Genomic DNA, 14,598 nt, shown 5'->3' on the forward strand with positions numbered 1-14,598 from the left:
GTTCGAGGTGAAACGAAGGGGTTCGGCGGGGTGAGACGAAGGAAATTGGAAAGGGACGCGGGAGGGACGACGCAGACGGGTCGAAACTACCGCCGGAGGAAGTCCAGCAGGTGGTAGTCGTGGTCCGGCGTGTAGGTGCGGAACAGCAGGCTGTTGGCGAGGACCGACACCGACGAGAACGCCATCGCAGCGGCGGCGAAGACGGGTTGGAGCAGTCCGACAGACGCCAATGGAATCATCGCCGTGTTGTAGCCGAGCGCCCAAAACAGGTTCTGCTTGATTTTTGCGAGCGTCCCCTCGGAGATGCGGATGGCCTTCACCACGTCGCGGGGGTCGTCGCGCATGAGCGTCACGTCGGCCGCCTCGATGGCGACGTCGGTACCGGACCCGAGCGCCGTGCCGACGAACGCGGCAGCGAGCGCGGGGGCGTCGTTGACGCCGTCGCCGACCATCATCACTCGCGTTCCGTCCGACTGGAGCGATTCGACGGCGTCGGCTTTGTCTTCGGGGAGGACTTCGGCGCTGACGTGTTCGGGGTCGATGCCGACCTGTTTGGCGACGGCGCGGGCGGTCCGCTCGTTGTCGCCGGTAATCATGTGGACCGTGGTGCCACGCTCGCGGAGCTGGGAGACAGCGTCGGCAGCGGTTTCTTTCACCTCGTCGGCGTCGGCGACGACACCTGCGAGTGAGCCACCGACGGCGACGAGCATGGCGGTCTTTCCGTCTGCTTCGAGGTCCACGAGGGCATCTTCGGCGGGTGAGGGGTCGATACCCTCGTCCGAGAGGAGCTTCCGGTTCCCCACGAGGACAGTGCGGCCCTCGACCGTCGCGCGAATTCCGTGACCGGGGACGTTCTCGAAGTCCTCGGGTTCGGTGAGGTTGATACCGCGCTCTTCAGCACCCTCGACGATGGCGCGCGCGAGCGGGTGTTCGCTGTTGCGTTCGGCAGACGCGGCGTATCGGAGGACTGTCGCCTCGTCGAGCGCTTCGTCTTCGCCAGTCGCGACGACGCCCGACCCGTCGGCCGCGGGGCCGAAGGCGACCACGTCGGTCAAGGTCATCTCGCCTTTCGTCAGCGTCCCGGTCTTGTCGAAGACGACTGTCTCAACGTCTTTGACGCGTTCGAGGATGTCGCCGCCTTTGAACAGAACGCCGTTTTGCGCGCCGATTGCCGTCCCGACCATCGTTGCGGCGGGTGTCGCGAGGCCGAGCGCGCACGGACAGGCGATGAGGACCGCCGAGGCGAAGACGACGACGGCGAACTCGAACGTCGAGACGGCACCGCCCGCGGCGGCCGGACCGCCGGCGACGAGCCCCCACACCGGAAGCGACTGGATGATGCCCGCGAGCATCTCGGGAAAGAGGTACCAGACGGACCCCCAAATGAGGGCGTTGACGATGACTGCGGGGACGAAGTACGCCGAGATACGGTCGGCGAGGTTCTGAATCTCGGGCTGGCGACCCTGTGCTTCCTTCACCAGCGAGACGATTTGCTGGATGGCCGTTTCGGAGCCGACTTTGGTGGCCTCGACGACGAGGACGCCGTTTTGGTTCACCGTGGAGCCGACGACTTCGTCACCGGGTTCCTTCGAGACGGGGACTGATTCACCTGTGACCATCGACTCGTCGACGGCGGAATCGCCTTCGACGACCACGCCGTCTGTCGGAATCTTCTCGCCGGGGCGGACTTTCATCCGGTTTCCGACCTGCACGTCGTCGAGTTCGACTTCGCGCTCGGTGCCGTCGTCGTCGACGAGCGTCGCGGTGTCGACTTCGAGTTCGAGAAGCGTCTGAAGTGCTTCGGAAGCTTGCCCCTTCGAGCGGGCTTCGAGGTAGTTGCCGAGCGTGATGAACACCAAGATGAGCGCGGCGGTGTCGAAGTAGAGACTTCCGGCGAGGAGGCCTGAGAGGACGGCCACGGAGTAGAAATACGCCGTCGAGGACCCCATCGCGATGAGCACGTCCATGTTTGCGGTGCGGTTCTTCACGACTGCCGTGTAGGAGTTGACGTAGAACTCGCGGCCGAGGACGACCTGCACGGGCGTCGCGAGCGCGAACGCGACCCACCCGATTGGGAGTCCCGTTCCGGGAATCATCTCCGGGAGTCCCGCGGCGGTGAACAACTCGACGGCGAGCATGGCGAGAAGCGGTGCCGACAGCGCCGCGCCGAAGAGCGTCAGGCGCTTTTGGCGACGAATCTCCTCGGTTCGGGCCACGTCGCGGGCGCTCTTGTCCTCGTCGTCTTCCCCGCTTCCTTCCTCTCGAATTGGGCTGTAGCCCGCATCTTCGATTGCCTGATAGAGTTCGTCGAGGGTTACGTCGGCGGGGTTGTACGTGACGCGCGCCTCGTCGGTGGCGAAGTTGACCTCCGCGTCGATAACGCCCGGAACCGACTCCAGTGACTTCCGGTTGGCGTCGGCGCAGTTCGCACAACTCATGCCGCTGATTCCGATGGTTCGCGCCTCGGAGACGGCCTCGTAGCCGGACTCCTCGATGCGGTCGTACACTTCGGCGAGCGAGACGCGCTCGGGGTCGTACTCTACTGTCCCTTCGTCGGTGGCGAAGTTGACAGTCGCGTCAGTGACGCCGTCGAGCGATTTGACGGACTCCCCGACCGTGCGCGAGCAGTTTGCGCAACTCATGCCGCGGATATCCAGATGGGCCGTTCGGCTACTCATGTTAGTAGAGGGTACGTGCCCCTCTCTTACCTCGATTGTGCCTTCGGAAGCGAAGGTCTCCCCCGATGGATTTTTTCGATTCGAAAGTAGATGGATGCGTTTAGTTCTCAGACCGCGCACCCGCCTCTAAGCGGTCGTATCGGGACTGGAAACGGTCGAGACAGGACGAACAACAGAAGTGATAGAGCGTGCCGCCGATGCGGGCGCGCTCGCCCTCGCTCGTGACGGTGTTTCCGCACTCCGCGCACTCCAGTGCGAACCCGGTCCCACTGACCGTCGGCGTCCATTCGGCGGATTCGACGAGGCTAACCTCGTAGTCGGAGACGGTCGAGAGGTCGACCAGTTCGTCGAGTTCGATTCGAAGCGCGTCGCCGTTGAGTCTCGCGTGGAAGGTTACCTCGCCATCGGCCGTGACGAAGAGATGTTCCACCGGGTCGGCGTCTCGGAGCGCGTCGCGTACGCCGGTGACGAACTCCGGACGGACTGACAGACGGACGAGGACGGGGGTCCCACCGGAGAGCGTCGATTGGTCCACGTCGACCGTGAACCGCCGGATGACGCCCTCTTCGCGGAGGCGGTCGATTCGGTCAGAGACGGCGGGTGCCGAGAGGCCGACTTCGTCGGAGATATCGCTGAAGGGGCGTCGAGCATCGTCGGCGAGGAGTTCGAGGATGCGAAGGTCGGTCTCGTCGAGATTGCGCATAGGGTGTCGTTCGACGCCGAAGATAATAGGCATTTCTCGAATATCGCTTTCGATTCCAAAGCTATCTCCCGCCAATTGTCGAATAGATAAAAGAGAAATCGACTAAGGGAGAGAACACGTCGTTTCGAGTGATGAGTACGACTCTCACCGTCACGGGTATGACCTGCGAGCACTGCGAAGGACGCGTCGTCGACGCGCTCGAATCGGTCTCTGGCGTCGAATCGGCGACCGCCGACCGCGAGGCGGACACCGCCACTGTCGCGGGCGACGTTGACGTGGACGCGCTCGTTGCCGCCGTCGAGGACGCTGGCTACGACGCGAGCAATTAACCGGGATTCAGCACGCCTGACGGCGTTTTCGAACCGTCGGCACCCCCCGGCTGCGTTTTCCGACCGCTGTCACGTGGGAGCGGCGCGTGGCAGCGAAAGGACGACTGCTTCGCCCGTCAGCACCGTCTCGTTCGTCTCGGCAACCGTCTCTACGCGGACTTTGTCGCCGTCGAGGGTTTCGACCACCGTCGCAGTTGCGGTGACCGTCTCACCGGGCCGAATCGGGTTTTGAAAGTCGAGGTTTTGTGAGAGATAGACGACCTCTCCCGGGAGATTGGCGAGAGCGGCGCTGACGGCACCGGCGGCGAGCATGCCGTGTGCGATACGACCGTCGAACATGGACGCTTCCGCGTACTTGGCGTCGAGGTGGAGCGGGTTCGTGTCGCCGCTCACTTCGGCGAAGGAGTCGATTCTCTCTGCCGTTACGTCGAGTGTCGAGTCGGCGGTGTCGCCGACGGATACGGCTGGCATGGAGAGACAATGCGTAGTCAGGTGCTTCTACGCACAGGTTGATATATCGACGTGAGTGACGACTGCCGCGACAGTCGTCTCGAAATGCAGGAGAAAAATCCGGGACTGGGGGCCCGGATTCGGCACGGATATCGGAACGAGGCACCCACTGGCAGGGCAAATGCAAACGGTATCACCGGGTCGCCACGTTCCACTCGTATACTAGTCCGGAGCGGAGTTCAACCACCGGGTTGATATGTGAATGCTGGACAGTCGCCTCACGCGCGCTCGTCGATGTCGCCCATCGCGTCGAGTACCTGACCCATCAGTTTCCCCTGTCCACGACGGAGATTCTTCGAGACGGCAGTCTTCGAGATACCGAACTCGTCGGCGAGCGTTCCAAGGGTCGCGTCGCGCGGCGTCGAGAAGTAGCCGTTTTTGTGCGCCGTTTCGAGCGTCTCGCGCTCGACGGTAGAGAGCGAACGACACGCGTCGAGGAGCGTCTTCGCCGGACCGACGTGTTCGACGAGGTCGAAGTAGTCCTCGAACGTGATGGTCGCACGCGACTCCACGGTGAAGTCGTTCTCGCGGTCGAGTTCCGAGAGGGCGTCGCTCACTATGTCGCTTCGGTCGAAGCCGATGTGCCACCGCTCGCTCCCGTCGCTCGCTTCGAACGCTCCCGTGAGGTAGCCGTTGTTGTTGCGAATCGCCTGCATCGCGCTCGTCTGGCCGACGGCGTTCTTGATTATCGCCTGGTCGCCGCGACGCGAGAGCAACCGATAGTCCGTCATGTTTCGGTGCTCCCGAAGCGTGTTGAGTCCGTTGTCGAGTTCTTCGACGCTCCCGGCTTTCACCAACACACGCGATTCGAGTTGTTGCCGTGCGGTGTTGAAGTCCCAGTGAAGACCGGTGAACGATACGTCGTGGTCCACCGTTGTGTCGATGTAGGGGCAGTCGTATTGCACCATATCGACCATTAATGATTCCATGCTAGGGGCTATCAATTGTCGTCATAAATAAAGTCTTTCATCGGTACGTTTCTAGAAACCCTGTCGTTGTCTCCCGATTTGGTTTGGGTTTATAGATAAACCCCGGTCACTTTCCGGTTGTTTGGTGTCAAATGTTACCTAAGGTCGCAGAGTTCGGAATCGACTCCGTGACTCCGACAGTGCACACCAATGGCAACATCAAACAATTCACTCGACAGACGTACGATGCTCAAAGCAATCGGTGGGACGGCACTCGCGGCATCCCTCGCCGGATGTACCGCGCTCTTGGGCGACGACAACTCGTCGCAGTCCGAGGGCGCTGCGGACGTGCCCGACGAACCGATTCAAGCGGGCCTACAGACGTTCACGGAGGGGGCGGCAGCAGTGCTCGGCCTCCAGACCCAGTACGGTGCGGAACTGGCGGTGCAGCGAATCAACGAGGCAGGCGGCGTCGCCGGTCGAAAGATACAACTCGATGTCGTCCACGAGGCTGACGCGCACGTCGAGAACTACAAACAGTTCGTCGACGAGGGAAAGGAGGTGACCTTCGGTCCCACGTCGAGCGGGGGTCACGCGGCGCTCGCACCCGAAGTCGAGAATCAGGGCGTCGTCAACGTCGGAACCGACGGCACGGTGACGACGCTCTACGAGGAGACGCTTCCTGACCCGACCTACTCGTTCCGGTTCCAGAACCACGACGTGATGGAGTGTGTCGCCGCTGCTCGGGCGGCGGTGGACCGACTTGGTGCAGAGAATATCGACACCGTCGCGGGCATCAATCCGAACTACGCGTTCGGGAAAGACGAGTTCAACGTGTTCAAGAAGGCCATCCAGAAACTCACCGGGGCCGAAGTCGTCTACGAAGGCTACCCGGACCTGTTGGCCGAGGACATGTCCACGCACATCACCGAGGTCAACGACAAACAACCGGACGTGACCTTCTCGTCGAACTGGGGCGGCGACGTGACGACGCTCCTGAATCAGGCGGCGGCGAACAACATGTTCGAGAACACCAAACTCGTCGGGTCGGTGCTCTACAGCGCCGTCAACGACCTCAGCAAGGATGTCGTCGAACAGGCGAACGCCGTCTCCGGGTCGCGGAACTTCTACTGGGGCGAACCCACGCCGTCGCGCTGGAATCCCGGAAAAGAACTCCTGCAGGACGCCCGCGACCAGTGGGACATCGTGCCGAGTGCGCACTTCATGAGCGGGTACGGTGCCGTCGCTGCGTGGGCAACCGCGGCCGAGAAGGCGGTGACCCTCGTCGGCGGGTGGCCCTCGCAGGACCAACTCGCAACGGCACTCGAAGGCCACGGCTTCTACACGCCCGCAGGGTACCACGTGATGGGACAGGGCCATCAGGGACTCTCGAACGCCTACTACGGCGACATGGTCTGGGACGACGGCCTCGGCGCGCCGGCGCTGGACAACATCTCGATGCACAGTCCGCCGGAACTCGCACCGCCACCGCGAGCTACCGCATCGGAATGGATTTCGAGTTGGTGATGCAAGACACACATGTCTGGACTCGAAACTTTCGTCACACACACGCTCCACGGGATTCAGTACGGGTTCGTCCTGTTTCTCATCGCCTCGGGGCTGACTATCGTCCTCGGCATCCTCGACGTGCTGAATCTCGCCCACGGCGAGTTGTTCGCCCTCGGTGCGTACGTCGGCTTTACCATCATCGGGTACCTGACGGGCCTCGTCGCGCCGCCAACCACGCTCCCAACGCAACTCGTCTTCCTCGGCGTCGTACTCCTCGGCGCGGCCCTCGCGGCGGCCGTCCTCGTTCCGGTCGGGGTTTTCTTGGAGGCGACGTTCTTCAAGCCGATATACGGCCGCGACGAGGTGTACCAAATCGTCCTCACGTTCGCGCTCTTGCTCATCATCAAGGACGTGAACAAACTCATCTGGGGTCCCTCCCCGCTGCGTCTACAGGACGCCTACGGCGGCATCAACTCGATTCCACTGATGTCGCTTCTGGGACTCACCTACCCGACGTACAACGTGGTCATTATCGTCATCGGACTGGTGACGGTCGGGGGGCTGTTCTGGTTCTTCAACCGGACGAAGACCGGCCGCATCATCCGTGCGACGGCCATCAACCGAGAGATGGCGACGGCGCTCGGCGTCAACACGGGTCGGACGTTCACGCTCGTGTTCGCACTCGGCGCGTTCTTCGCCGGGTTCGCGGGCGCACTCGCACTCCCGCCGCGCTTCGCCAGCCTCGACATGGGAGCGAACCCGCTCGTGCTGTCGTTCGTCGTCATCGTTATCGGCGGTCTCGGGAGTCTCCGCGGCGCGTTCGTCGCCGCACTGCTCGTCGGCGTGTTGAGTCGGTGGGCGATTTGGCAGTATCCCCCGGCGGAACTCGCCGCGCCGTTCGCCATCATGGCTTTCGTCCTCTTGGTTCGGCCAGAGGGTCTCTTCGGTACGTGGGGTGAGATGGGATGAGCGACAACTCCCGACCCGGACTCGTCTCGCGAGACGGCGAGACGCGGGTTCGAATCACGAAGGGCTTGGAACTCACGAAGCGGCAGGCCGCGTTCGCACTCGTCGGTCTACTCGTGTTGTTCGCCGTCCCCGACGTTGCGACGGTGACTCCGAGTCTTCAGCTAACGGTCGTCCATCAGGGACTGCTGTTCGGCCTCGCCGCGGTGGGGCTGAATCTGCTGCTTCGCCACACGCGATTGGTGTCGTTCGGCCACGCGGCCTTCTTCGGCACCGGCGCGTACACGGCGGCAGTGCTCGCGGCCAAGTTCGACGTGGCGTCGTTCACGCTTCTCTTGGTCGCTGCGATAGTCGTGGCGACGCTCGTAGCCGCGGTAATCGGGTACCTCTCGCTTCGCCACACAGGGCTGTACTTCTCGCTTTTGACGCTGGCGTTCGGGCAACTCCTGTACGCCCTCGTCCAGGGCCAGTCCTTCTTCGGGTCGAGCGACGGGCTTCCGGTTCGTCCCGGCGCGGCGCGACAACCGCTCATTTTCGGTCTCGCGCTCGATTCGGAGGCGTACGCGGTCATCCTCTACTACCTGACCGTCGTCATCCTCGTGGTGTCGCTCGTGGTCATGTGGCGAGTGGTGAACTCGCCGTTCGGCAACGCCCTCGACGCCATCGGACAGGACCGGACCCGCGCGCAGTTCATCGGAATTCCAGTCCAGCGCTACGTCTGGATTGCGTTCGTCATCTCGGGCGTCTACGGTGGCGTCGCCGGTGCGCTCTACGCGATGGTCCAACAGCACGTCCGCCCCGGACCGGTGTTGTACTTCCTCCGGTCCGGCGACATCCTGTTCATGGCTATCCTTGGCGGCTTCCAGACGCTCCTGGGACCGCTCGTGGGCGGCGTCTTGCTCGTGTTCTTGCAGGACGTGGGCCGCGACCTGACAGCCTACTTCGACGCGTTGACTGGACTGGCGCTTCTCGTCATCGTCTTCGGACTCCCGCGCGGCCTCGTCGGGTCGCTCCGTTCGGGCGGGCTTCTGTCCGGGGCGACTCGGGAACTCCGCGAGAACCCGGCTGTCGTCGGCGACTGGATTTCGAAGGCGACGACGAGTTTCGTCCGGTCGACTCGAAACTGGCTTCGGGACGTCCAATCCGCACTGGGGGTGCGCTGAGATGCTTCGCGCAGACTCCCTTCGGAAGTCGTTCGGAAGCGTCCGCGCGACTGACAACGTGACGGTCGAATTCGGCAGAGAGACCGGCGAGATGGTGTTTATCGTCGGCCCCAACGGCGCTGGCAAGACGACGCTCGTGAACCTGTTGACGGGGCACCTCGCTCCCGATAGCGGCCGCGTCTTCCTCGACGACGAGGACGTGACGACTCTCTCGCCCGACGAACGTGTCCACGCCGGGTTGGTCCGGAGTTTCCAGGTCGTGAAGCTCTTCGAGGAGATGACGGTCCGAGAGAACGTCCGAACCGCCGTCCTCTCGGAGCACCAACTCACGAGAAGCCTATTTAGCCTCAGAGATGGGCACGACGAGGTCGAATCGACGGTCGACGAACTCCTCGACAAGTTCGGACTCGTCGAACACGCCGACACGGTGGCCGAGGAACTCGCCCACGGGACGCGCAAACTCCTCGACGTGGCGATGTCGTTCGGACTCGACCCGGACTATCTCCTCCTCGACGAACCCACGGCGGGCGTCTCGACGCAGGAAAAGGCGTACGTCATCGACACTATCGCGGAAGTGAGCCGTGAGGAGGGTGTCACGACGGTCACCATCGAACACGACATGGACATCGTTTCGGAGTACGCCGACCGCGTCGTCGCACTGCATCAGGGTGGTGTCCACGGCGAAGGGCCGCCGTCTATTCTCGAAACGGACGACGAACTCCGCCGCCTTCTGTTGGGGGTAGAACAATGAGCCTCCTCGAACTGCGCGGCGTCGATGCCTCCGTCGCCGGATTCGACATCACCCACGACGTTTCGCTCTCGGTCGGCGAGGGCGAGGCGGTCGCTCTGGTCGGCCGCAACGGCGCTGGCAAGACGACGACGTTCCGGAGCATCATGGGGCTCACAGACGTGACGGCGGGGTCGATTCGATTCCGCGACGAGGAGTTGACCGACCTGCCTGCCGACCGCATCCCCAGTCACGGACTCGGCTACCAACCCGAAGACCGCAAACTGTTCACGGGGATGACCGTCGACGAGAACCTCCGCCTCCCGATTTGGACGCTCGGCGACGAACGCGGCATCGACGACGAAGACGCTGTCGTCGCCGATGTGTACGACGTGTTCCCGGAACTCGAAGAGCGCCGCGAAGCGAACGTCGAGAACCTCAGCGGCGGGCAAGCGAAGATGACCGCCGTCGGGCGGGCGCTGTCGCTCCAACCCGACTTGCTCCTCCTCGACGAACCATTGGAGGGGCTTGCTCCCGTCGTCGTGTCGAACCTCAAGCGCCACATCCGCGCCATCAACGACCGCGGCATCGCGGTGCTGGTCGCCGAGTCGAACGTGACGCACGTTCCGGACATCGTCGACCGAATCTACGTCATCGAGCGCGGGGAAATCGTCGCCAGCGGCGACCCCGAGGAACTCGCCGAGGAACCGGAGATTCAGAAACTGATGCAGGGAAGCGGGATGTAACCTTCCGAGAATCGGGATGTAGTCTCCCGATTTAGCTCGATTCGGTCAATACCTTCTTTTTCAGACGCTCCCGGGTGAATGTATCAGAAGACAGTGACAACGTTTAGTCGAAACTGGCGATTGACGGCGAAGTCACCTGCCTTCGTTCACATGTGAACCTGACAACTTTCCCACTACTCTGGCCATGTTAGACCTATGCACAGCGAGCTACTCGCGACGGAGTTCCTCGACAGAGCCAGGACGTACTACGGGGAACTGGACGCCGTCGTGACGACCACGGGGGACCGCCTCACCTACGACGAACTCGGCGAGCGCGTCGACCGTCTCTCCGCGGCGCTGCAAGCCCGCGGCGTCGAGCAAGGAGACCGAGTCGCCGTCATCGACCCGAACACGCACTACCATCTCGAAACCGCCTACGCGTCGCTACAAATCGGGGCGATACACACGCCGCTGAACTATCGGCTCACGCCAGGTGAACTCGACTACATCGTCAACGACTGCGGCGCGAAGGCCGTCGTCGCCGACTACGAGTACGCCGAGAACATCGAGGCGATTCGCGACGAGATTCCGACGGAGGTGTTCATCACCAACGACCGCGATGCCGTCGAGAACGACCCCGAAGTCGAAGCGGGCGTCTGGGAGGACTTCGACGAGGTCATCGCCGAGACGGACCCCGACGCGTACGAGCGCCCCGAGATGACCGAAGACGACGTGGCCGCCATCAACTACACGTCGGGGACGACAGGGGACCCAAAAGGGGTCGTGATGACCCACCGCGCGGAGGTGATTCACACCTATCTCTCGGTCGCCCACCAGGAGGTTTCGGACGACGACGTGTATCTCTGGACGCTGCCGATGTTCCACGCCAATGGGTGGGGCCACATCTTCTCTATTACCGGGATGGGGGCGACTCACGTCTGCACTCGCGGTATCGACGTGGCGGATATCTTCGAGACAATCGTCGCGGAGGACGTCTCCTACATGTGCGCCGCGCCGACGGTGATGAACATGCTCATCGAGCACTACCGGGACCACGACCCCCAGACGCTCGGCGACAACCCGCTTCGTATCGCCTCGGGTGGCGCGGCCCCGCCGGAGGCGACAATGCGAACCCTCGAAGACGACTTTGGTTGGCACTTCAAGCAGATGTACGGTCTCACCGAGACGGGGCCGCTCATCGTCTCGTCGGACTTTCGGCGCTTCTACGACGAAGACGCCGATTCGAGATTCGCGGTGAAAAAGAAGACCGGAATCGGATTCATGGGGACCGAAATCACGGTCGTCGACGAAGACGGCGAGGAGGTTCCCCACGACGGCCAGACCGTCGGCGAAGTCGTCGTCCGCGGCAACCAGATTCTCGAAGAGTACTGGAATAAGCCCGAAGAGACCGAACGGGCGTTTTCCGACCGCATCGAGGGATGGTTCCATACCGGCGACCTTGCGACCGTGGACGAACAGGGCTTCCTCACGATTCAGGACCGCAAAAAGGACATCATCATCTCCGGCGGCGAGAACATCTCCAGCCTCGAACTCGAAGACGTGCTGCACGACCATCCCGCCGTCTCGGAAGTCGCGGTCGTTCCCATGCCGAGCGAGAAGTGGGGCGAGTCGCCGAAGGCGTACGTCCTCCCGACGAACGGTGATTCACAGGACCCCGGTGTCGCGGCGGACGAACTGGAGTCGTTCATGCGCGAGTCGCTCGCGGGCTACAAGGTCGTAAAGGAAGTCGAGTTCGTCGAAAACCTCCCCACGACGGCGACCGGGAAGGTCCAGAAGTACGAACTCCGCCAGTCCGAGTGGGACACCGAAGACCGGATGGTCGGCGAGGGATAGCCTCCGACGAGTTCCGTAAGACGAGGAACTGTTTGTCTCTCGACCCGCTCGCTACCGGGCAGTTCACATGTGAACCCGACTTTTCTTCGGCGATACGATAGATGTGTTACATATGAGATTGGTAGCACATGACGTACGCGCCCGCGACGGAACTCGACTCCGCGTCTGGGAACGAACGCCGAACGGGGCCGAGGAGGCCGTCTTGTTCCTCCACGGCGGGATGACCTCGTCGAAGGCGCTTCTCGACCCGCCCGTCCCGGACGACGATTCGTACTCGTGGTTGAACCGCGCGGCCGAACACGGACAAGCCGTCTTCGCGCTCGACGTTCGAGGATACGGCGAGAGCGACCGCCCGCCGGAGATGCAGGTTCCGCCGGAGGAACACAGTCCGCCGGTCCGTGCCAGCGACGCGGTGATGGACATCGAGTCCGCCTTCGAGTTCGTCGGCGACCGGTTCGACGCGATTCACCTCGTCGGCATCTCGTGGGGGACGATGACCGGGGGGACGTTCGTCTCGGAGCGTTCGCCAGTTCTCGAATCGCTCGTCATGTGCGCTCCCGTGTATCAACCCCCGTACGGCTTCGAAGAGGGACTTGCCGGACTCGGACTCGAACCCGGCCTCGACGCGTACTACAAAGAAGAAAAACAGACTGTGATGGCCAGACAGGGGATGGACGAACCGACGCCGCTTTTCGAAGCCATCTGGCAGACGCAGGTGAACTCGAATCAGGGCGTCGAGGGCGAAGACGCCTACATCGCACAGACTGGTGCCCTCGCCGACGTTCGGGACGGCTGTGAAGGAAATCCGGTCTACGACGCCAGTGAAATCGACGCGCCGACCCTCGTCGTCCGCGGAAGTGCCGACCCCGTCGCCCAACGGGCCGACGCTCTCACGCTCTACGACGACCTCGGGGCCGACGAGAAACAGTACGTCGAGATTGGCGGCGGGACGCACTTCGTGATGCACGGTCCACACCGCCAGACGCTCTACGACGCGGTCTACGACTTCCAGCAGCGCTCCTGAGACTGCCTCGCCCGCTCCGGGGTTTGTATGTCAACCCATCGTTGTATTGACGTGTCTCGCCTCTTTTGACACATGGTTGGGAATATCTCGCGTAGACAACTGCTTCGAACGGTCCCCGTCGGCGGCCTCACCGGACTCGCGGGCTGTACTAGCGGTTCAGGAGACGGCGACACGACGACAGCGCAGACGGAGAAGTCGGCCGACACGGGCGACGAGACGACGCAGTCCGGTGGAGGTGGTGGCAGTGGCAGTCGCTCGGTGACAATCGGTGTGTTACAGCCGCTTTCCGGCCCGCTGACGTACTACGGCCAACAGAGCCTCTGGGGGATGTTCTCCGGGTTCGCGTACAAAGCGGGGGTAGGCCCCATCGCAACCGCGGAAACGGGGACGAAGACGGTGACGGTTGGTGATGTCGACTACGAACTCGTCATCCGGGACACGGAACTGAGCGCCGACAAGGCACAGAGCGTGGCGACCGACCTCGTACAGAACGAATCCGTCGACCTCCTGTTTGGGGCAACCTCGTCGGCCGCGGCCGACCGCGTCGTCAAGAACGTCGCAAAGCCGAGCGGAACACCCATGATGGTCGGTCCTGCGGCCTCGGCCAGCATCACGGCGTCGAGCGAGACGTGCGCCGAGTCGGTCTTTCGGGTGAACGAGAACACCGCGATGGACGCCCGAAGCGGCGGAAAGTACGTCGCCACCGAGACCGACGTGAACTCGGTGTATCTCCTCGGCGCGGACTACTCGTTCGGCCACGCCGTGGTCTCGAACTATCGGTCGGTGCTCGAAGCCGAGGGCATCGAAGTCGTCGGCGAGAAGTTCGTCCCGCAGGGCTACTCGGAGTTCGAGGGCCTCCTCGACAACGCCGCCGAGGCGGGCGCGGAGGGCGTCGTCGGCGGGTTCACCGCGCAGACGCTCCCCGCGCTGATTACGACGTTCGTCAACGGCGAGTACGACATGCGACTGTTCGGTGGGTTCGCAACCGAGATTACGAACACCGTCATCGGACAGACGCTCCAGAAGGCGCTCGGAAAACCGCTAACGAAAGAGAAAATCGCCCAACAGCAGTTCGGTCCGTTCACGACGCGGTACCACTGGAACCAGTACGACAACGACATCAACAGCGCCTACGTCGACATGCACACCTCGACGTACGGGAAGGTCCCCGACCTGCTGTCGGCGGGGCAGTTCACCGCCGCGTCGGCCATCGTGCAAGCGGTCGAAGAAAGCGGGTCCACGGACGGGGCCGACATCGCGGCCGCCCTCCGCGGGATGACTGTCGCCGAGACGCCGAAGGGGACAGACGGCTACACCTTCCAGCAATACAACAACCAGGCCCGCTCCGAGATGACCATCGCGGACCCGGTGCCGACGACGGACGAGTGGGCCGACCAGTGGGGTGCGGCCATCATGCCGAGTGAACCGGTCGCTCGAATCGCCGCCGACGAGGCCACGGTTCCGGCCGACTCGGACGACATGGGATGCGGGCTGTAACTCTG

The 14,598-nt window shown here is 63.0% G+C and carries 13 protein-coding genes; 9 read left to right on the forward strand and 4 right to left on the reverse strand.

Features of this window, described 5'->3' with window-relative positions; all coding sequences use genetic code 11:
• Positions 1 to 86: 86 nt before the first annotated feature.
• Together ACH9L7_RS13630 and ACH9L7_RS13635 are read right to left on the reverse strand one after the other, a co-directional pair.
• On the reverse strand, positions 87 to 2,678 hold the full coding sequence (locus tag ACH9L7_RS13630) for a heavy metal translocating P-type ATPase (RefSeq protein WP_396611237.1): 2,592 nt from the start codon (positions 2,676 to 2,678) through the stop codon (positions 87 to 89).
• Between the two features lie 100 nt (positions 2,679 to 2,778).
• The gene (locus ACH9L7_RS13635) at positions 2,779 to 3,381 is read right to left on the reverse strand and encodes a winged helix-turn-helix transcriptional regulator (protein ID WP_396611238.1); all 603 of its coding nucleotides are present in this window, start codon (positions 3,379 to 3,381) and stop codon (positions 2,779 to 2,781) included.
• Between the two features lie 131 nt (positions 3,382 to 3,512).
• Here ACH9L7_RS13635 and ACH9L7_RS13640 point away from each other — a divergent pair, with 131 nt between their 5' ends.
• Positions 3,513 to 3,710 (forward strand): heavy-metal-associated domain-containing protein, encoded by a 198-nt coding sequence (locus tag ACH9L7_RS13640; protein ID WP_396611239.1) that lies wholly within the window; start codon positions 3,513 to 3,515, stop codon positions 3,708 to 3,710.
• Between the two features lie 69 nt (positions 3,711 to 3,779).
• Here the strand turns inward: ACH9L7_RS13640 and ACH9L7_RS13645 are convergent, their stop codons facing one another.
• Together ACH9L7_RS13645 and ACH9L7_RS13650 are read right to left on the reverse strand one after the other, a co-directional pair.
• Positions 3,780 to 4,181 carry a MaoC family dehydratase gene (locus tag ACH9L7_RS13645; RefSeq protein WP_396611240.1) on the reverse strand — a complete coding sequence of 134 codons (402 nt, stop codon included), beginning with the start codon at positions 4,179 to 4,181 and terminating at the stop codon, positions 3,780 to 3,782.
• Positions 4,182 to 4,438: 257 nt separating this feature from the next.
• Positions 4,439 to 5,149 carry a helix-turn-helix domain-containing protein gene (locus tag ACH9L7_RS13650; RefSeq protein ID WP_396611241.1) on the reverse strand — a complete coding sequence of 237 codons (711 nt, stop codon included), beginning with the start codon at positions 5,147 to 5,149 and terminating at the stop codon, positions 4,439 to 4,441.
• Between the two features lie 225 nt (positions 5,150 to 5,374).
• On the opposite strand from ACH9L7_RS13650, the gene ACH9L7_RS13655 reads away from it, so the two are divergent.
• The 8 genes from ACH9L7_RS13655 (at position 5,375) to ACH9L7_RS13690 (ending at position 14,593) form a co-directional block, all read left to right on the forward strand.
• The gene (locus ACH9L7_RS13655; protein WP_396613280.1) at positions 5,375 to 6,655 is read left to right on the forward strand and encodes an ABC transporter substrate-binding protein; all 1,281 of its coding nucleotides are present in this window, start codon (positions 5,375 to 5,377) and stop codon (positions 6,653 to 6,655) included.
• 12 nt (positions 6,656 to 6,667) lie between these two features.
• Complete coding sequence (locus tag ACH9L7_RS13660) at positions 6,668 to 7,606, forward strand: branched-chain amino acid ABC transporter permease (protein ID WP_396611242.1); 939 nt, start codon at positions 6,668 to 6,670, stop codon at positions 7,604 to 7,606.
• On the forward strand, positions 7,603 to 8,766 hold the full coding sequence (locus ACH9L7_RS13665; RefSeq protein ID WP_396611243.1) for a branched-chain amino acid ABC transporter permease: 1,164 nt from the start codon (positions 7,603 to 7,605) through the stop codon (positions 8,764 to 8,766). Before ACH9L7_RS13660 ends, ACH9L7_RS13665 begins: the two co-directional genes overlap by 4 nt.
• A gap of 1 nt (position 8,767) precedes the next feature.
• Entirely contained in the window at positions 8,768 to 9,517 is a 750-nt protein-coding gene (locus ACH9L7_RS13670) for an ABC transporter ATP-binding protein (RefSeq protein ID WP_396611244.1), read from the forward strand.
• The gene (locus ACH9L7_RS13675) at positions 9,514 to 10,239 is read left to right on the forward strand and encodes an ABC transporter ATP-binding protein (RefSeq protein WP_396611245.1); all 726 of its coding nucleotides are present in this window, start codon (positions 9,514 to 9,516) and stop codon (positions 10,237 to 10,239) included. The genes ACH9L7_RS13670 and ACH9L7_RS13675 overlap by 4 nt, the downstream gene beginning before the upstream one ends.
• Before the next feature lie 195 nt (positions 10,240 to 10,434).
• On the forward strand, positions 10,435 to 12,072 hold the full coding sequence (locus tag ACH9L7_RS13680) for a long-chain-fatty-acid--CoA ligase (RefSeq protein ID WP_396611246.1): 1,638 nt from the start codon (positions 10,435 to 10,437) through the stop codon (positions 12,070 to 12,072).
• A gap of 112 nt (positions 12,073 to 12,184) precedes the next feature.
• Positions 12,185 to 13,096, forward strand: coding sequence for an alpha/beta hydrolase (locus tag ACH9L7_RS13685; RefSeq protein WP_396611247.1), 912 nt, complete (start codon positions 12,185 to 12,187; stop codon positions 13,094 to 13,096).
• Positions 13,097 to 13,168: 72 nt separating this feature from the next.
• Entirely contained in the window at positions 13,169 to 14,593 is a 1,425-nt protein-coding gene (locus tag ACH9L7_RS13690) for an ABC transporter substrate-binding protein (protein WP_396611248.1), read from the forward strand.
• Positions 14,594 to 14,598 lie beyond the last annotated feature (5 nt).

The organism is Haloferax sp. S1W (assembly GCF_044593955.1).
Lineage (GTDB): Archaea > Halobacteriota > Halobacteria > Halobacteriales > Haloferacaceae > Haloferax.

Coding starts and splice junctions, on each gene's coding strand:
- ACH9L7_RS13670 (WP_396611244.1), top strand. CDS start 8,768: ATGCTTCGCGCAGACTCCCTTCGGAAGTCGTTCGGAAGCGTCCGCGCG.
- ACH9L7_RS13685 (WP_396611247.1), top strand. CDS start 12,185: ATGAGATTGGTAGCACATGACGTACGCGCCCGCGACGGAACTCGACTC.
- ACH9L7_RS13690 (WP_396611248.1), top strand. CDS start 13,169: ATGGTTGGGAATATCTCGCGTAGACAACTGCTTCGAACGGTCCCCGTC.
- ACH9L7_RS13630 (WP_396611237.1), bottom strand. CDS start 2,678: ATGAGTAGCCGAACGGCCCATCTGGATATCCGCGGCATGAGTTGCGCA.
- ACH9L7_RS13660 (WP_396611242.1), top strand. CDS start 6,668: ATGTCTGGACTCGAAACTTTCGTCACACACACGCTCCACGGGATTCAG.
- ACH9L7_RS13635 (WP_396611238.1), bottom strand. CDS start 3,381: ATGCGCAATCTCGACGAGACCGACCTTCGCATCCTCGAACTCCTCGCC.
- ACH9L7_RS13680 (WP_396611246.1), top strand. CDS start 10,435: ATGCACAGCGAGCTACTCGCGACGGAGTTCCTCGACAGAGCCAGGACG.
- ACH9L7_RS13650 (WP_396611241.1), bottom strand. CDS start 5,149: ATGGAATCATTAATGGTCGATATGGTGCAATACGACTGCCCCTACATC.
- ACH9L7_RS13675 (WP_396611245.1), top strand. CDS start 9,514: ATGAGCCTCCTCGAACTGCGCGGCGTCGATGCCTCCGTCGCCGGATTC.
- ACH9L7_RS13665 (WP_396611243.1), top strand. CDS start 7,603: ATGAGCGACAACTCCCGACCCGGACTCGTCTCGCGAGACGGCGAGACG.
- ACH9L7_RS13640 (WP_396611239.1), top strand. CDS start 3,513: ATGAGTACGACTCTCACCGTCACGGGTATGACCTGCGAGCACTGCGAA.
- ACH9L7_RS13655 (WP_396613280.1), top strand. CDS start 5,375: ATGCTCAAAGCAATCGGTGGGACGGCACTCGCGGCATCCCTCGCCGGA.
- ACH9L7_RS13645 (WP_396611240.1), bottom strand. CDS start 4,181: ATGCCAGCCGTATCCGTCGGCGACACCGCCGACTCGACACTCGACGTA.